Source organism: Aphanothece stagnina RSMan2012, from assembly GCF_046764815.1.
Classification (GTDB): domain Bacteria; phylum Cyanobacteriota; class Cyanobacteriia; order PCC-6307; family Cyanobiaceae; genus NIES-981.
Genome location: NZ_JBKOUC010000004.1, coordinates 96,031 through 113,355, shown reverse-complemented (window position 1 = coordinate 113,355; position 17,325 = coordinate 96,031). Strand labels below are relative to the sequence as shown.

At 73.3% G+C, this 17,325-nt stretch carries 15 protein-coding genes; 12 read left to right on the top strand and 3 right to left on the bottom strand.

Translation table 11 applies throughout. The features are described 5' to 3' along the window. The first annotated feature begins 82 nt into the window (after positions 1-82). Both ACLNEE_RS04265 and hypA read left to right on the top strand, forming a co-directional pair. Entirely contained in the window at positions 83-529 is a 447-nt protein-coding gene (locus tag ACLNEE_RS04265) for a hydrogenase maturation protease (RefSeq protein ID WP_411422723.1), read from the top strand. Next, positions 522-869 (top strand): hydrogenase maturation nickel metallochaperone HypA, encoded by a 348-nt coding sequence (gene hypA / locus ACLNEE_RS04260; RefSeq protein WP_411422724.1) that lies wholly within the window; start codon positions 522-524, stop codon positions 867-869. Before ACLNEE_RS04265 ends, hypA begins: the two co-directional genes overlap by 8 nt. A gap of 8 nt (positions 870-877) precedes the next feature. Here the strand turns inward: hypA and ACLNEE_RS04255 are convergent, their stop codons facing one another. Then, positions 878-2,842: a cation:proton antiporter domain-containing protein gene (locus ACLNEE_RS04255; protein WP_411422725.1), complete on the bottom strand. Its 1,965-nt coding sequence runs from the start codon at positions 2,840-2,842 to the stop codon at positions 878-880. Between the two features lie 92 nt (positions 2,843-2,934). On the opposite strand from ACLNEE_RS04255, the gene hypB reads away from it, so the two are divergent. Genes hypB through hypE form a run of 7 tightly spaced genes read left to right on the top strand, consistent with a single transcriptional unit; the run spans position 2,935 to position 13,218 of the window. Continuing rightward, complete coding sequence (gene hypB / locus ACLNEE_RS04250; protein WP_411422726.1) at positions 2,935-3,654, top strand: hydrogenase nickel incorporation protein HypB; 720 nt, start codon at positions 2,935-2,937, stop codon at positions 3,652-3,654. Continuing rightward, entirely contained in the window at positions 3,651-6,110 is a 2,460-nt protein-coding gene (hypF, locus tag ACLNEE_RS04245; RefSeq protein ID WP_411422727.1) for a carbamoyltransferase HypF, read from the top strand. Before hypB ends, hypF begins: the two co-directional genes overlap by 4 nt. After that, positions 6,086-6,328, top strand: coding sequence for a HypC/HybG/HupF family hydrogenase formation chaperone (locus ACLNEE_RS04240; RefSeq protein ID WP_411422728.1), 243 nt, complete (start codon positions 6,086-6,088; stop codon positions 6,326-6,328). Before hypF ends, ACLNEE_RS04240 begins: the two co-directional genes overlap by 25 nt. Then, complete coding sequence (gene nifJ, locus ACLNEE_RS04235; RefSeq protein ID WP_411422729.1) at positions 6,325-10,041, top strand: pyruvate:ferredoxin (flavodoxin) oxidoreductase; 3,717 nt, start codon at positions 6,325-6,327, stop codon at positions 10,039-10,041. Before ACLNEE_RS04240 ends, nifJ begins: the two co-directional genes overlap by 4 nt. Next, positions 10,038-11,069, top strand: a complete 1,032-nt coding sequence (locus ACLNEE_RS04230) for a dihydroorotate dehydrogenase-like protein (RefSeq protein ID WP_411422730.1) — start codon at positions 10,038-10,040, stop codon at positions 11,067-11,069. Before nifJ ends, ACLNEE_RS04230 begins: the two co-directional genes overlap by 4 nt. Next, the gene (hypD, locus tag ACLNEE_RS04225) at positions 11,066-12,226 is read left to right on the top strand and encodes a hydrogenase formation protein HypD (RefSeq protein ID WP_411422731.1); all 1,161 of its coding nucleotides are present in this window, start codon (positions 11,066-11,068) and stop codon (positions 12,224-12,226) included. The genes ACLNEE_RS04230 and hypD overlap by 4 nt, the downstream gene beginning before the upstream one ends. Continuing rightward, positions 12,223-13,218, top strand: coding sequence for a hydrogenase expression/formation protein HypE (hypE, locus tag ACLNEE_RS04220; RefSeq protein WP_411422732.1), 996 nt, complete (start codon positions 12,223-12,225; stop codon positions 13,216-13,218). Before hypD ends, hypE begins: the two co-directional genes overlap by 4 nt. Before the next feature lie 10 nt (positions 13,219-13,228). On the opposite strand, the gene ACLNEE_RS04215 is transcribed toward hypE, so the two are convergent. After that, a complete protein-coding gene (locus ACLNEE_RS04215) occupies positions 13,229-13,729 on the bottom strand; it encodes a hypothetical protein (protein WP_411422733.1) in 501 nt (166 codons plus the stop codon). 154 nt (positions 13,730-13,883) lie between these two features. Here ACLNEE_RS04215 and ACLNEE_RS04210 point away from each other — a divergent pair, with 154 nt between their 5' ends. The 3 genes from ACLNEE_RS04210 to ACLNEE_RS04200 all read left to right on the top strand — a co-directional run bounded on the left by ACLNEE_RS04210 (position 13,884) and on the right by ACLNEE_RS04200 (position 16,996). Further along, positions 13,884-14,072: a hypothetical protein gene (locus tag ACLNEE_RS04210; RefSeq protein WP_411422734.1), complete on the top strand. Its 189-nt coding sequence runs from the start codon at positions 13,884-13,886 to the stop codon at positions 14,070-14,072. Between the two features lie 27 nt (positions 14,073-14,099). After that, a complete protein-coding gene (locus tag ACLNEE_RS04205) occupies positions 14,100-15,014 on the top strand; it encodes an aldose epimerase family protein (RefSeq protein ID WP_411422735.1) in 915 nt (304 codons plus the stop codon). Positions 15,015-15,079: 65 nt separating this feature from the next. Next, the gene (locus ACLNEE_RS04200; protein ID WP_412006811.1) at positions 15,080-16,996 is read left to right on the top strand and encodes a sensor domain-containing diguanylate cyclase; all 1,917 of its coding nucleotides are present in this window, start codon (positions 15,080-15,082) and stop codon (positions 16,994-16,996) included. Here ACLNEE_RS04200 and ACLNEE_RS04195 read toward each other — a convergent pair. Beyond that, positions 16,926-17,312 carry a MerR family transcriptional regulator gene (locus ACLNEE_RS04195; RefSeq protein WP_411422737.1) on the bottom strand — a complete coding sequence of 129 codons (387 nt, stop codon included), beginning with the start codon at positions 17,310-17,312 and terminating at the stop codon, positions 16,926-16,928. The two genes, ACLNEE_RS04200 and ACLNEE_RS04195, sit on opposite strands and share 71 nt — an antisense overlap. Positions 17,313-17,325 lie beyond the last annotated feature (13 nt).

Below are 17,325 nucleotides of genomic sequence, written 5' to 3'. Positions count from 1 at the left end.
GCGCCATCCTCAGCACGAAGGGCGATCGCCAGGGGCAGGCCCTCAGGCCTCGCCATCCTGGGGATCTGGCCAGGGGATCCAGATGCAGCAGCAGGGCGTGATCGGCATCGGCAACCCCCTGCGCGGCGACGACGGCGTGGGCCCGCGCCTGGCTGAACAGGTCGGTGGCCGCAGCGTGCATCAGCTCACGCCGGAGCTGGCGGCTGAGCTGGCGCCGCTGCAGCGGGTGCTGTTCGTGGATGCCTGGCCTGTGCCCCCTGCTGCGGCAGCCAGGCCCCTGCCCCGGCTCGATCCGCTCACGAGCGCGTGCTCCCGTGGCCATGCCGGCATCAGCCATCACCTGGATCCCGCCCATCTCCTTGCGATCACGGCCGCCCTCTATGGCCGTGCCCCCCGCGCGGCCCTGCTGCGCGTGCCGGCCTACGCCTTCCAGCACGGCACGGAGTTCTCGCCGCCGCTGCTCGCTTCCCTGCCGGCGGCCCAGGAGCTGCTGCAGCAGTGGCTGCAGGAGGGGCGCGGCGATGCATGAGCTCAGCCTGATGGAAGCCGTGCGCCGGCAGGCCCTGGAGCAGGCCGAGCGTCACGGCGGCGGCCGCATCACCGCCATCACCCTGCGCATCGGCAGCCTGGCCGGCGTGGAACCCGAGGCCCTGGCCCTGGCCTTCGACGTGGTGATGGCCGGCACGGCCGCCGCCGGGGCACAGCTGCGGATCGAGCCGGTGGCGGCTGCCTGCTGGTGCGGCCCTTGCCAGGCTGAATTTCCTGCTCTGGATGGGCTGTGTGAGTGCCCTCGCTGCGGAGCCATCAGCCGCCAGCTGTTGCGCGGCCGTGAACTGCAGCTGGCCTCGCTCGATCTGGTGGATTCCTGATCCCGGGCTCAGCCCAGCGCCTGGGGATCCCACTGGTCCGGGGCGATCACGAACAGCAGATCTCCCGCCTCCAGGCGGGTGTCGCTCGGAGGGTTGCCCAGCGGCTGGCCCTGGCGGGTGATCGCCAGCACGGTCACCCCATGCTCGCGGCGAAGCCCGGAGCTGGCCACGCTGTGGCCCACCAGGGGAGAGTCGGGGGCGAGCCGCAGGGTGTGGGTCGCGAGGTCGGGCACGGCCACCCGCAGATCGGTGAGCGAGGTGGCCTGGGGGGCCAGGCTGCGGGTCATCCGGCGCCACTCGCCGCGCACCTCTCCCACCAGCCGGGTGATGTCCTCCCGGGGCACCAGCAGGCGGGCCAGCACCCGGGAGAACACCTCGATCGACACCTCCAGTTCATCGGCGATCACCTCGTCGGCGCCGAGGGCCAGCAGGGGCTCCACCTCCCGCAGGTAGCGGCTGCGCACCAGCAGGAAGGCGTCCGGGGCGAGGCGACGGGCCTGCTCCACGATGCGCCGGGTCGCCGCCGGATCGTCGATCACCACCACGATCGCCCGGGCACGATCGGCCTGGACCAGCGCGAGGATCGCAGGGTGGCCGGCATCGCCGAAATGGATCGGCTCGCCCTGCTCCAGGCCCTCCCGCACGATGGCGGCATTAACCTCCACCACGGCGTAGGGAACACCGCTGTGGCGGGCCGTGTGGGCCAGGTTGCGGCCGGTCACCCCGAAGCCCGCGATCACCACATGGCCCTCCAGGCCGGCCCCCTCCGGTTCCGCGGCAGGGGCCGGCAGGCGGCGCTGCAGCCGCACCAGCGGGGTGCGGCTGAGCAGGTCGGCGCAGCGGGGGGCCGCGGCCACCAGCAGGGGGGTGAGGATCATGCTCAGTACCGCCACATCGAGCACGATCTGCAGGATGTCGCCGCCGAGCAGCCCAGCTCCCACGCCGGCCTTGGTGGCCACCAGGGAGAACTCGCCCACCTGGCCCAGTGCCAGCCCCGCCAGCACCGCATGGCGCAGCGGCAAGCCCAGCAGCAGGGCCGAACCCGCCGCCACCAGCGGCTTCACCACGATCACCCCCAGGGTCAGCAGGGCCAGGGTCAGGGGGTGGGCGAGGAGATAGCCGATGTCGAGCAGCATGCCGATCGACACGAAGAAGAGGCTCATCAGCACGTCCCGGAACGGGAGCATCACCGCCACCGCCTGATGGGCGTACTCCGATTCCGAGAGGATGAAGCCCGCCAGAAAGGCGCCGAGGGCCAGGGAGAGCCCCATCGACTGGGTAAACAGGGCGATCCCCCCGCAGAGCATGAACACGCCCAGCAGAAAGGCCTCCGAACTGCGGGTGCGGGTGATGTGCTCCAGCACCCAGGGCACGGCCCAGCGGAAGGCGCCGATTCCGAACGCGGCCACGAGCAGCACCCGGGCCACCAGGGCGCCGAGGGCCGCCAGGCCGGAACCGCCACCTCCGGCCAGCAGGGGAGCCATCAGCATCACCGGCACCACGCCGATGTCCTGGTAGATCAGGGTGGCCAGCACCATCCGGCCGTGGGGTGTTTCGAGCTGGCCGCGCTCCTCGAGCATCCGCAGCACGATGGCCGTGCTGGAGAGGGCGATCACGAAGCCGATGTACAGGCTCTGGGCCGGCGGCAGGCCGAGCAGCAGCAGCGTGGCCGCCACCACCGCTGCGGTGCCGAAGAACTGGGCGGTGCCGCCGATGCTGAACTGGCGGCGCAGCCGGGTGACATCGGCGATCGAGATCTCCAGGCCGATCACGAACAGCAGCAGCACCACCCCGATCTCCGCCAGCAGCTCGATCTCGTGGGCGTTGCGGATCAGGCCGAGGGTGTCGGGCCCGGCCAGCACGCCCGCCAGCAGCAGGCCGATCGAGGAGGGCAGCCGCAGCCGGTGGCAGACCACGGCCGCCAGCACCGACAGGCCGAAGATCACGACGATGTCGAGCAGCAGACTCTGCATCTCGGCGGGCGTTTTCCGCTGCGTGGCACCCCGCCTTCGACGCTAGTCAGCCGGGGATGGCCTTCCTAGCCTGAGGCCCCGGGGACGCGCCGATGTGCACCGACTGCGGCTGCGCGCTTGACACGGCGGCCCCCGCCCCACCGGCCTCCCCGGCGCCCCGCACGCTGCACCTGGAGCTGGGTCAGGCCCTGCTGGCCCGCAACGACAGCCAGGCTGCCGGCCTGCGCCGGCGTTTCGCCGCGGCCGGCCTGCCGGTGGTGAATCTTCTCTCCTCGCCGGGCTCCGGCAAGACCGCCCTGCTCGAGAGCCTCGGCCGGCAGGAGCTGGGGAGAAGCCGGATCGGCGTGATCGTGGGGGATCTGGCCACCGATCACGATGCCCGGCGCCTCCAGGCCGCCGGGCTCGAGGCGGTGCAGATCACCACGGGCCAGGCCTGCCATCTGGAGGCGGCCATGGTGGAGCGGGCGCTGGGCGGGTTCGATCTGGCGGCCCTCGACCTCCTGGTGATCGAGAACGTGGGCAATCTGGTCTGCCCCGCCGCCTATGACCTGGGCGAGGGCCAGCGGCTGGTGATGCTGTCGGTGACCGAGGGCGAGGACAAGCCGCTCAAGTACCCCGCCAGCTTCGCCTCGGCCGACGTGGTGGTGATCAGCAAGCGCGACCTGGCGGATGCCGTGGGATTCGACCGCCGTCAGGTCCTCCGCCATCTCGAGCGGGTGGCCCCCGGGGCGCGGATCGTGGAGACCTCCGCCCGCACCGGCGAGGGCCTCGAGGAGCTGCTGGCCGTGATCGGGCTGCCCCAGGCGGGGTGAGCGCCTCTGCGGCTGGGGCTGCGGCCCGGCTGTGGCTGGACTGCCGCGGCGTGGTGCAGGGGGTGGGCTTCCGGCCGCTGGTGCATCGGCTGGCCGCGGAGCTGGCGCTGGCGGGCGCGGTGGAGAACGTGGCCGGCGGGGTGAGAGTGGAGCTCCAGGGGGAGCGGGGGGCCCTGGAGCGCTTTCTGGAGCGCCTGCCCCGGCAGCTCCAGCCGCCGGCGGCCCTGGAGCCCCTGCACCCGCTCTGGCTGGAGCCGATGCGGCCGGCCCCGCGCGGGCTGCGCATCGCCGCGGCCGCGGCGCGGCCGCTGGGCACCGGCCTGGTCGCCCCCGCCCTCGCCGCCGACCTGGCGCCCTGCCGCCGCTGCCTGGCCGAGCTGGAGGATCCGCTCAACCGGCGCTTCGGCTACCCCTTCATCAGCTGTTCGGCCTGCGGGCCCCGCTACAGCATCGCCACGGCGGAGCCCTACGCCCGCGCCCACACCACCCTGGCGGCCTTTCCGCTCTGTGCGGCCTGCCGGCGCGAATTCGAGGATCCCGGCGATCGCCGCTTCCACGCCGAGACGATCGGCTGCCCTGCGTGCGGCCCGCGGCTGCGGCTGTGGACCGGGGTGGACCCCGCCGAGCCTGCAGGGGTGGAGCCGATCGCCGCGGCGGCGGCGCTGCTGCGGCAGGGCCGCATCCTGGCCTTGCAGGGGGTCGGCGGCTTCCAGCTGCTGGTGGATGCCACCGATCCCGGCGCGGTCAGCCGCCTGCGGCGGCGCAAGCGGCGGCCCGACAAGCCCTTCGCCCTGCTGGTGGACGACCCGGCCGCCCTGGGGGACGTGGTGACGATCAGCCCCGAGGAGCTCGTGCAGCTGCGCAGCTCCGCCGCCCCGATCGTGCTGCTGCGACGCACGCCGCCAGGGGCGGGGAGGGAGGAGGCGTTCGCGGCCGTGGCGCCCGGCAGCCCCTGCCTGGGGGTGATGCTGCCGGCCTCGCCCCTGCATCTCCTGCTGGCCCGGGCGGTGGGGAGGCCGCTGGTGGCGACCAGCGGCAACCGCAGCGGCGAGCTGTTGCAGACCGATCCACGCCAGTCCCGCGCCTGGCTGGGGGATCTGGCCGATGCCGTGCTGGAGCACGACCGGCCGATCGCCCGACCCCTGGACGACTCGCTGCTCCAGCTGGTGGAGGGCCGTCCGAGGATGCTGCGCCGGGCACGGGGCTATGCCCCCACCGCTCTTGCCCTGCCCGCACCGCCCCCGCCGCAGCTGGAGGCGATCGCCCTGGGCGGGGATCTCAAAGCTGCCCCGGCGCTGCTGCGGGAGGGGCGGCTGTGGCTGGCTCCCCACCTCGGCGATCTGGCCGGAGCCCGCCAGCAGCAGCTCCTGGAGCGCTGGCTGCTGGAGCAGGCGGAGCAGCCCGGATCCGGCGGCCAGCGGCGGATCGTCTGCGACGCCCATCCCGGTTACGTCAGCCACCGGCTGGCCTGCGCCCAGGCCGTCCGGCAGGACGTCCGGCCCGTCCTCGTGCAGCACCACCGGGCCCATGGCCTGGCGGTGGCCGCGGAGCACGGCCTGCCGCTGCCGCTTCTGGTCTGGGCCTGCGATGGCCTTGGTTTTGCGGACGGGGCGGCTCACCGGCTCTGGGGCGGCGAGTTGCTGCTGCTGCACGCCGAGGGGGCGGAACGGCTGGCGGGCCTGCGACCCTTCCCGCTGCCCGGCGGGGAGCGGGCGATGCGCGAGCCCCGCCGGGTGGCGCTGGGGCTGCTGGTGGCGACGGGCTCCGCGGCCCTGCTGGAGCACCCCGGCGCCCGGGCCTGCCGCCGCAGCTTCGCGGCCGGGGAGTGGGAGCTGCTGGTGTCGGCGGTGCGGGCCGGCTGCCAGGCGCCGCTCAGTTCGGGGATGGGACGCCTGTTCGATGGGGTGGCCTCCCTGCTCGATGTCTGCCAGCACCAGAGCCATGAGGGCCAGGCGGGCCTGTGGCTGGAGGGGCTGGCGCGGCGGGCCACGGCCGCTGGCGGGGGGGCGCTGCCGCTTCCGCTGCGGGCTGCCCCGGGGCTGCCCCTGGGCTGGCTCGACTGGCAACCCCTGCTCGAAACCCTGCTGGAGGCCCTGCGGCAGGAGGACCGCCTCGGTGCGGCCCTGCCCGATCTGGCGGCCCGCTTCCACCACGCCCTGGCCACGGCGATGGCGACGACGGCGGCGGCGGCCGTGGCGGCAAGGGCGGAGCTGGCGGCCGTGGCGCCGTCCGGCACCCCGGTGGCCCTGGCTGGCGGCTGTTTCCAGAACGCCCTGCTGCTGGAGCTCACCGCCACCGCGCTGCGCCGCGTCGGGCTGGTGCCGTTCTGGGGCGAGCAGGTGCCGTGCCATGACGGCGGCCTGGCCCTGGGGCAACTCTGGGCACTTCTGGGCCGCGTTCCTATAACGAGATCAGCCGCGCCGGCAATCCCATGTGCCTGGCCACCGCGGGGTTGATCCTGGGGATCCGCAACGCCGACGACCCCCTCTGGCGCGCCGCGGAGGTGGACTTCGGCGGGGTGCGGCAGGAGGTGAGCCTTGCCTGTCTGCCGGAGGCGGTGGTGGGTGATCGGGTGCTGGTGCACGTGGGTCTCGCCCTCGCCCTGGTGCGTGACGGCGAAGGTGATGGCCACGGCCAGGGGCGTGGCCCTGGGATTGGGGAGCCGCCGGCATGACGGCCTCCGCCTCCTCCCCCGCCTCTGTCGCCGCCACCGATGCGGCGACCCTCACCCTCGACGGCAACGAGGCCGTGGCCCGGGTGGCCTATCGCCTCCACGAGGTGATCGCCATCTATCCGATCACGCCCGCCTCGCCGATGGGCGAGTGGGCCGATGCCTGGGCGGCGGAGGGGCGGCCCAACCTCTGGGGGGCGGTGCCCACGGTGGTGGAGATGCAGAGCGAGGCGGGGGCGGCCGGAGCGGTGCACGGAGCCCTCCAGGCCGGGGCGCTCACCACCACCTTCACGGCCTCCCAGGGATTGCTGCTGATGATCCCCAACCTCTACAAGCTGGCCGGGGAGCTGACGCCGGCGGTGCTGCACGTGGCGGCCCGCTCCCTGGCGGCCCAGGGGCTGTCGATCTTCGGCGACCACAGCGATGTGATGGCCACCCGCGGCAGCGGCTGCGCGATCCTCTGCTCCACCTCCGTGCAGGAGGCCGCCGACTGCGCCGCCATCGCCGCCCGGGCCAGCCTGCGCAGCCGCCTGCCCTATCTGCATGTCTTCGATGGCTTCCGCACCTCCCATGAGATCCAGAAGGTGCAGGCGATCGACGATGGGGTGCTGCGCCAGCTGATCCCCGAGGAGGCGGTCACGGCCCACCGCCGCCGCGCCCTCAGCCCCGAGCACCCGGTGGTGCGGGGCACCGCCCAGAACCCCGACGTCTACTTCCAGGCGCGGGAGTCGGTGAACCCCTACGTCGAGGCGGCCGCGGATCATCTGATCGAGGCGATGGACCGCTTCGCCGCGCTCACCGGCCGCCGCTACCGCCCCTGCGACTACGTCGGCCCGGCCGACGCCGAGCGGGTGATCGTGCTGATGGGCTCAGGCTGCGAGACAGCCCTGGAGGCGGCGGAGGCCCTCCAGGCCGCCGGCGAACGGGTGGGGGTGCTGAAGCTGCGGCTGTACCGGCCCTTCGCCTCCCGTCTGCTGGTGGAGGCCCTGCCGGCCAGCCTCCGGGCGGTGGCCGTGCTCGACCGCTGCAAGGAGCCCGGGGCCTCCGGGGAACCCCTCTACCTCGATGTGGTGGCGGCGGTGGCCGAGCTGTGGGGCGAGGTGCACGGCGCTGTGCCGCCGCCGCGGGTGCTGGGCGGCCGCTACGGGCTCTCCTCCAAGGAGTTCACCCCGGCGATGGTGAAGGCCGTGCTGGACCATCTCAAGCGGGCGATGGCCGGTCCCGGGGCCCTCAACCACTTCACCGTGGGCATCGACGATGACCTCACCCACCGCTCCCTGCCGGTGGAGGCCGGCTTCGTGACCGAACGCCCGCGGGCCGAATGCGGCGAGGTGCGGGCGGTGTTCTACGGCCTCGGCTCCGATGGCACCGTGGGGGCGAACAAGGCCGCGATCAAGATCATCGGGGAGGGCACCGATCTGTTCGCCCAGGGCTACTTCGTCTACGACTCGAAGAAATCGGGGTCGGTGACGGTGTCGCACCTGCGGTTCGGGCCGCGGCCGATCCGCTCCAGCTACCTGATCCAGCGCCCCACCTTCGTGGCCTGCCACCAGTGGGATTTTCTCGGCCGCTTCGACCTGCTGGCCGGCATCGAGCCGGGGGGCGTGCTGCTGCTGAACAGCCCCTTCGGCGCCGCGGAGACCTGGAGCCGGCTGCCGGAGCGGCTGCGCCAGCAGATCCGCCAGGCCGGCCTGGACGTGCACCAGATCAATGCCTACCGGGTGGCGCGCGAGGCCGGCATGGGGCCCCGCATCAACACGGTGATGCAGGCCTGCTTCTTCGCCCTCAGTGGGGTGCTGCCGCGGGACGAGGCGATCGGGCGCATCCGCGGCTCGATCCGCAAGACCTACGGGCGCAAGGGGGAGGCGGTGGTGGCGATGAACCTGGCCGCCCTCGACGCCAGCCTCGACCATCTGGAGCAGCTTGACTGGCGGGCCCTCGAGGCCCAGGCCGCCCCGCCGCCAGCTCCGGCCAGTGCCGAGCCCGGCCTGGCCGAGCGCCTGGAGGCTGCGCCGGCGTTCGTGCGCGAGGTGATCGGCCCGATGCTGGAGCGCCGGGGGGACCAGCTGCCGGTGAGCGCCCTGCCCTGCGACGGCACCTGGCCGGTGGGTACGGCCCGCTGGGAGAAGCGCAGCATCGCCGCGGAGGTGCCGGTGTGGGAGAGCGAGCTCTGCGTGCAGTGCGGCAAGTGCGTGATGGTGTGCCCCCACGCCGTGATCCGCGCCAAGGTGGCGCCGCCCGAGGCCTTCGAGCTCGCCCCGGAGGGCTTCCGCACCGCCGCCGCCCGGGACCACGCCTTCAGCGGCCAGACCTTCACCCTCCAGGTGGCCGCGGAGGACTGCACCGGCTGCGGCCTGTGTGTGGAGGTCTGCCCGGCCCGCGACCGCAGCGAGCCGCGGCGCAAGGCGATCAACATGGCCCCCCAGCGGCCGTTGCGCGAGCAGGCCCGGGGCCACTGGGACTTCTTCCTGCAGCTGCCCGAGACGCCGCGCGGCGATCTCGACCTGCGCAGGATCGGCCAGCAGCAGCTGCAGCAGCCCCTGTTCGAATTCTCCGGGGCCTGCGCCGGCTGCGGTGAGACCCCGTACCTCAAACTCGCCACCCAGCTGTTCGGCGACCGGATGCTGGTGGCCAATGCCACCGGCTGCAGCTCCATCTACGGCGGCAACCTCCCCACCACACCGTGGAGCGCCAACGCCGAGGGGCGTGGTCCTGCCTGGAGCAACTCCCTCTTCGAGGACAACGCCGAGTTCGGCTACGGCATGCGGGTGGCCCTGGATCAGCGCCGGGAGGCGGCCCTGACCGATCTGCACCGGCTGGCCTCGGCGTTGCCGCCGGAGCTGGTGGAGGCCATCGGCGGCGCCGATCAGGCCGATGAGGCGGGCCTCGTCGCCCAGCGGGAGCGGGTGGCGCAGCTCCGCCGCGAGCTTCAAGCCCTGCTGGAGGGCACCGCCCCGGGCCTGGGTCAGGACGACCAGGGGCGGGCGGCAGCCCATCGGCTGCTGGAGCAGGCCGATGGGCTGGTGAAGACGAGCGTCTGGCTGGTGGGGGGCGACGGCTGGGCCTACGACATCGGCTTCGGTGGGCTGGATCACGTGCTGGCCAGCGGCCGCGACGTGAACGTGCTGGTGCTCGACACCGAGGTGTACTCCAACACCGGGGGGCAGGCCTCCAAGGCCACCCCGCTGGGGGCGGTGGCGAAATTCGCCGCCTCGGGCAAGGGCTCCGCCAAGAAGGACCTGGGCCTGATGGCGATGACCTACGGCCACGTGTACGTGGCCAGCGTGGCGATGGGCGCCCGCGATGAACACACGATCCGGGCCTTCCTCGAGGCGGAGCGGTATCCGGGGCCCTCGCTGATCTTGGCCTACTCCCACTGCATCGCCCATGGCATCGCCATGGCCCAGGGGATGGAGCACCAGAAGCTGGCGGTGGAGTCGGGCCGCTGGCTGCTCTACCGCTACGACCCCCGCCGGGCGGAGCGGGGGGAGAGCCCCCTGCAGCTGGACAGCCCGGCGCCGCGTCGGTCGCTGGAGGAGGGGATGGCGTCGGAGAACCGGTTCCGGATGCTGCGCTACGGCCAGCCGGAGCGGGCCCGCGAACTCCTGCGCCGGGCCGAGGCCGAACGGGAGCGCCGCTGGGCCGCCTACCGGGCCCTGGCCCAGCCCCACCCCAGCCCCTCCAGTCCCACGCCGCCCGGTTCGAGCCCGCCATGAGCCCCGATCTCTCCACGACCTACCTGGGGCTGAGGCTGCGCACCCCGCTCGTGGTGGGGGCCGCCGGACCCCTCAGCGAGGACCTCGCCCACCTCGAGGCCCTCGAGCAGGCCGGCGCGGCCGCCATCGTGCTGCACTCCCTGTTCGAGGAGCAGATCGAGCGCGAGCAGCTGGATCTGCACTGGCACACCCACCAGGGGGCGGAGAGCTACGGCGAGGCGCTCAGTTACCTGCCCGAGGTGGCGGCCTTCCACGAAGGCCACGATCTCTACCTGCGTCAGATCGAGCAGGCCCGCCGGCGCCTGGGCATCCCCGTCATCGCCAGCCTGAATGGCACCAGCCCCGGCCGCTGGGTGGAGGCGGCCCGCCGCATCGAGGCGGCGGGGGCCCACGGGCTTGAGCTCAACATCCATTCCCTGCCGGTCGACCCCGACCTCTCCAGTGCCGCGATCGAGGCCCGGGTGGAGGAGATCGTGCGGGAGGTGCGGGCCGAGGTGGCCCTGCCGCTGGCGGTGAAGCTCGGCCCCTTCTTCACCAACTTCAGCGCCATGGCCCAGCGGGTGGCCCGGGCCGGCGCCCAGGGCCTGGTGCTGTTCAACCGCTTCTACCAGCCGGACATCGACATCGAGGAGATGGTGGTGCGTCCGAATCTGCTGCTGAGCACGCCCCATGACCTGCGCCTGCCCCTGCGCTGGGTGGCCCTGCTGCATGGCCGGGTGTCGCTCGACCTGGCCGGCAGCAGCGGCGTGCACCGGGGCACCGATGTGGTGCGGATGCTGATGGCCGGGGCCTGCGTCACCCAGGTTGTGGCGGCCCTGCTGCGCCATGGGCCCGCCCGGCTGGCGGGGCTCGAGGACGAGCTGGCCACCTGGCTGATGGAGCACGAGGTGGCCACGGTGGCCGAGCTGATCGGCTGCATGAGTCAGGAGCGTTGTCCCAATCCGGAGGAGTACGAGCGGGCCCAGTACATGCGGGCGATCCAGAGCTACCGGCGCGCCGATGCGGCGGCCGCCCCCGGCCCCTGGTGAGCCACGTCGCCGCGCTGGCGGCCCAGCTGCGGGCCACCCAGACCCGCCCCTGGACCCTGATGGAGGTGTGCGGCGGCCAGACCCACGCCATCGTGCGCTGGGGGATCGATCAGCTGCTGCCGGAGGGGCTGCGGCTGATCCATGGCCCCGGCTGTCCGGTGTGCGTCACCCCCGCCACCGTCCTGGACCAGGCCCAGGCCCTCGCCCGCCGGCCGGAGGTGATCCTCTGTTCCTACGGCGACATGCTGCGGGTGCCGGGCAGCGCCCCGGGCGAGGACCTGCTGGGGGTGCGGGCCGCGGGCGGGGACGTGCGCTTGCTGACCTCCCCCCTGCAGGCGCTCGCCCTGGCCCGCCGGGAACCCCACCGCCAGGTGGTCTTCCTGGCGGTGGGGTTCGAGACCACCGCCCCGGCCACGGCCCTGCTGGCGCTGCAGGCCGAAGCGCTCGGGCTGGGGAACCTCTCGCTGCTGGTGGCCCATGTGCGGGTGCCGCCGGCGATGGCCGCCATCCTGCGGGAGCCCGGCAACCAGGTGCAGGGGTTCCTGGCGGCCGGCCATGTGGGCTCGGTGATGGGTCTGGCGGAGCTCCAGCCCCTGGCGAGGGACCATGGCGTGCCCGTGGTGATGACGGGCTTTGCGCCCGAGGAGCTGATGGCGGGGCTGCTGCGCTGCGTCGCGATGCTGGAGGCCGGCACGGCCGGCGTGGCCAACGCCTATCCCAGCGTGGTGCGCGAGCAGGGCAACCCCGGGGCCCGCGCCCTGCTGGAGCGGGTGTTCCGGGTGGTGGATCAGCCCTGGCGCGGGCTGGGGGTGATCGCGGCCGGCGGGCTGGCCCTGCGGCCCGAGCTGGCCTGGCTCGACGCCCGGCAGCGCTTTGCTCTGGAGGCGTACTGCGGAACGCCGGCGGCCGTTGAGGACCCGTGCGCTGGGGAGCAGTGCTCTGAGGGCCCGTGCGCTGAGGCGCAGTGCATCGCCGGCCGGATCCTGCAGGGCCGCGCCCTGCCGTCCGACTGCCCCGCCTTCGGAGGGCGCTGCACTCCGGAGCATCCCCTCGGTGCGCCGATGGTGTCCAGCGAGGGGGCCTGCGCCGCCTATCACCGCTACCGGGCCGACAAGGCCCAGGCCCGACCCGCCATGGCCCCGGGAGGTGGGGGGTGAGCGAGCGGATTCAGCTGGCCCATGGCGGCGGTGGCCTGCTGATGCAGCAGCTGATCGAGCAGGAGCTGCGCGGCCTCTACGCCGATCCCCGCCAGGTGCTGCACGATGCCGCCGCGATCGACGCCCCGCCGGGCCGGCTGGCCTTCACCACCGATGGCTACGTGGTGCACCCGCTCGAGTTTCCCGGCGGTGACATCGGCCGGCTGGCGATCACCGGCACGGCCAACGATCTGGCCATGGCCGGAGCGCGGCCGCTGCACCTGAGCGTGGCACTGATCCTCGAGGAGGGCCTGCCGATCGCGCTGCTGCGGCGGCTCGTGGCCTCGATGGCGGCGGCGGCCCGGGACTGCGGCGTGAGCGTGGTGACCGGAGACACCAAGGTGGTGGAGCGGGGCAAGGCCGACGGGGTGTTCATCACCACCAGCGGTCTCGGTGTGGTGGCGGAAGGCCGCCGGATCGATCCCACGGCGATCCGCCCGGGGGATCAGCTGCTGCTGAGCGGGGATCTGGGGCGGCACGGGGTGGCGATCCTGGCGGCGCGCCACGGCCTGGTGCTCGACCCGCCGGTGCTCAGCGACTGCGCGCCCCTCTGGCCCCAGGTGGAGCGGCTGCTGGAGCAGGGGGTGGCGATCCATTGCCTGCGGGATCTCACCCGCGGCGGGCTGGCCAGTGCGCTCCAGGAGCTGGCGGCGGCGGCGGCGGTGGAGATGGCCGTGCAGGAGGAGCGGCTGCCGGTGGCCGCGGCGGTCGCCGGCACCTGCGCGGTGCTGGGTTTCGAGCCGGTGCATCTGGCGAATGAGGGCCGCTTCGTGGCCGTGGTGCCACCCGAGGCGCGGGCCCGGGCCGAGGCGTTGCTGCAGCCGGCGGGTGGGGGCTGGATCGGCGAGGTGCGGGCGGCGGCCGGCTCGCCGCGGGTGCTGCTCACCACGGCCCTCGGCACCGAGCGGCTGCTGCTGCCGCTCAGCGGTGAGCTGCTGCCACGGATCTGCTGAGCCCCCCGGCTCAGGGGGCTGGTGGCGCCAGCCGCCAGAGGGCCAGCCCGCCGCCCCGGCCCCGCGCCGCCAGCCATCCCTCCTCCCCCTGCCGGCGGCTGGCGATCAGGGCGAAGAACGGCCGTGACCGCTCGTTCCCCGGCCGCGGCAGGGGGCGCTGCCAGAGCAGGCGGCGGGCCAGCCGCAGCTCCACCCGCTCGAACCAGAACACCAGCAGCGGGCGGCGGCCGCGCAGCGCTCCCTCTCCCACGAAGCAGAGCTGCAGGCTGCCGAGTTGCACGCTGTTGCGCACCCCGAGCGGCCCTCCGTCCATCGCCGTGATGGCCAGGCAGGCCCCGAGGGGGCGGAGCAGGGCCACCGCCGCGGGCATCGGCCGTGCCTGGCGGCGGCTCCAGAGCTGCCACAGCTGCCAGGTGCCCTCCAGGTCGTTGGCGGTCAGTCCGGAGCCGTGGCGGCGGCTGTGCTGTTCGAGCTCGAGGAGTGCGGTGCCTTCGGGGTGGGCCAGGGCCATCGGCACGATGCTCGGCGGGAACGGGGTGACGGCAGCGGGGGCAGCTTCACATGCCGCAATCGTTCTCTGGGTATCCCTGCTTATCCGGAAAGCCAGATGTTGCTAGCCACGGGCCACCTTCATACGGTAAAGGACCAGCCCCCACCGCCGCGCCATGAACTCTGCCGAAGCCTTCCCCGTCCAGGGCCTTCAGGCCTCCGGTCACCCGGCGGCCTTCGCCCAGGGGGCCGGCCACCGGGACCATGACCCGGTCGAGGCCTACTTCGAGTGCATCACCACCTGTTCCATCGACGATGGCGAGTGCGTGACCACCTGCACCGAGATCCTGCGGCAGCACAGCTGAGCGCCCCGATCTGCCCGGACCCCGCCGATGGTTGACGCCATGGGCCTGCGCCAGCGGCGCGATCCCTATCCCCATTGGGAATACGGCGATCCCGCTGGGACCGAGCTGCTGCGGGTGGTGCCCGAGCGGGGTGGGCTGGTCACCGGCTGGCGCAGCCTGGGCCGGGAATGGCTTTACCTCGATGTCGAGCGCTTCCGGGATCCGGCCCTGTCGGTGCGCGGAGGGATCCCGGTGCTGTTCCCGATCTGCGGCGGCCTGCCCGAGGATCGGTTGCCGCTGCCCCAGGGCACCTTCCGGCTGCCCCAGCACGGCTTTGCCCGCACCCTGCCGTGGCAGCTGGTCCCGTTGCCGGAAGGGGGCGGGATCCGGCTGGAGCTGCTCCATGACGCCCACACCCTGGCGGTCTATCCCTTCGCATTCCGCCTGACGCTGGAGTACCGGCTGGCCCCCGGCAGCCTGCAGATCACCGCGCTGGTGGACAACCTCGGCAGTGAACCGATGCCGTTCAGCCTCGGGCTCCATCCCTACTGGCGGGTGGGGGCGCCTGGGGGCGTGCGGCTGGAGGGGCTGCCCGAGCAGTGCATCGACCAGCGCAGCATGGCCTCCGCCTCCACCGCCGCGCAGCTGGCCGAGCTGGGATCGGGGGTGGATCTGCTGGCCCATCCGGCCGGTCCGGTGCGGCTGGTCGACCCCGCCACGGCTTCGGCGGTGGTGCTCGAAGTCACCCCCCCCCTGGACCTGGTCGTGGTCTGGACGGATCCCCCCCGGCCGATGGTCTGCCTTGAGCCCTGGAGCGCGCCGCGCCAGGCCCTGATCAGCGGCGATCGCCGGCTGGAGATCGCTCCGGGGGAGCGCTGCAGCCTGGGCTGTCACTACCGGGTGCTGGCCGGGACCGCGGCGGCCGAGGGGGCTCCGGGAACGGCGTGGCTAGAAGTGGGGTGAACGCTGGGGTGGACGCTGCGCAGGCCGCCGCATCCCGTTCCGCTCCGCCAGCAGCCCCGACCGCCATGGAAGCCCCTCCCCTCAGCGCGCACGAGGCCGAACGGCTCCTCGCGCAGGCGGGTGACGGGGGGCTCGACAGCGAGCTGGACCCGCTGGTCGGGGGTATCTGCGCCCTGACGCGCCGCCTGGCCGGCGCCGAGCTGGCCATGGTGAGCCTGGTCGACACCGAGCGGCAGTGGTTCAACAGCTGGGCGTCCGGCCGGCTTGGGGTGCAGGCCAGCGACACCCCGAGGCCGCTGGCCTTCTGCGCCCAGACGATCCTGTCGCGGGCTCCGCTGATCGTTCCCGACACCTGGAAGGACGGGCGCTTCGCGGCAGACCCCCTGGTCACCGGCGCTCCGGGGATCCGCTTCTATGCCGGGGTTCCCCTGATCGGCCGCCAGGGCCTGGTGATCGGCAGCCTCTGCGCCATCAGCCGGCAGGTGCATGGCCTCTCGGAGGAACAGGTCGACAGCCTCGAGAAGCTGGCCTCGGTGCTCGTGCAGCTGCTGGAGAGCCGGGGGCCCTCCCCTCCGGACGCCCCCAACGCCGCCGTATCGCCGGCTCCGGATCGGCTGATCAGCCGGGCGGCGCTGCTGCAGCGGCTCGAGCGGGCCTGCTCCCCGGATCCCGATCCCGATCCCGCTGCCGCCGCCGGCCCCCTTGCTCCCCTGGCCCTGCTGCGCTGTCGGTTGCGGGATTACGAGCGGATCACGGCGACCTTCGGCCGCGTGCTGGCGGAGGCCTGCCTGGCGGAGGCCTCCCGCCGCATCCTGGCCGTGATCCCCGCGACGGCCGTGGTGGCGCCCTTCTCCGAGGCGGAGGTGCTCGTGCTGGTGCCGGATCCGGGCCGGGGCGCGACGGTGCAGGCCCTGGGGGAGAGGATCCTCGCGGAGGTCAGCCGGCTGCATCGCATCGGCAACCTGCCGTTGGCCATGGCCATGGCGGTCGGGGTGGCCACCGCCGGCGAGAAGGACGCCTCGGCCACCACCCTGCTCGCCGACGCCGGCCTGGCGCTGCAGATGGCCAGCCGCTCGGCAGGCAGTGCCCTGCGCCTGGTGGATGCCCGTGCGAAGGGGACCGCCCTGGCGAGCTACCGCTTCGAAACCCAGTTCCACTCGGCCCTGCACGATCGGATTCTCGACCCCGCCTTTCAGCCCATCGTGGATCTGGCCACCGGGTGGCCCCTCGGCCTGGAGGCACTGGTGCGCTGGGAGCATCAGGGGCAGCTGCTGCCGCCGGCGCGGTTCATGCCCCAGGCCGAGGACGCGGGCCTGACCGGTGCCGTGGACCTGCTGGTGGCCGAGAAGACCCTGGCCGCGCTGTCCCAGCTGGCGGGGGCGGTCGCCGGCCTGCCGATGACGATCAGCCTCAACCTCTCGAGCAGCACCCTGAAGGACAGCGTCCTGCGCCTGCGGTGGCTCGGCATGCTCAAGGCCTCGACGCTGCCAGCGGGATGGAGCCTGCAGGTGGAACTGCTGGAGGAGGCGTTCCAGGACACCTCCGAGGCCTTTGATCAGTTCCTGCAGCACCTCACGGACAGCGGGGTGACCATCGCCATCGATGACTTCGGCACCGGTTACTCCTCGCTGGGGCGGCTGATCGCGCTGCCGATCCAGCGGGTGAAGCTGGACCGCACCTTCATCGCCCGGCTGGATTCGGGCAGGCCGGGCCCCCGCAAGCTGCTCAGCCGGATGGTGGTGATGCTGGAGGATCTCGGCCTGGAGATCACCGCGGAGGGGGTGGACTCGCCCCTGCAGAAGGCCTGGCTGCTGGACCATGGCATCCGCAGCGCCCAGGGCTATCTGTTCGCCCCGCCCCTGCCCTGCTCCGAAGCCATCCGCTACCTGAAGCGCGCCGCCGCGCCGCTGCTCAGGCCCGACGACCCCCGCAGGACTGCCAGCTCTCCAGCAGGGTCATCAGCTCCTCCCTCAGGGTCCTGAGGTCGAGGATCTTGGCTTCGATCTCGTCGACCTTGTCCCGGAGGGTGGCCTGCAGGGTCTCGCAGGTGCAGAGCCCGGAGCGTCGCGCCGCCAGGATGCCCTTCACCTCGGCGAGGGGGATGGCCATCGCCTTCAGGCGCCGGATCAGGGCCAGGTCGGCGTAGACCCCCTCGTCGAACAGGCGGTAGTGGCCGGCGCTGCGGGCGACGGGCTGGATCAGCCCCTCATCGCAGTAGAAGCGGATCGTCTTGACGGGCAGGCCGGAACGGGCCGCGACCGTGCCGATCTTCAGGCCAGGGGGCGCGGCCACAGCCATGGCCTGACTTTTC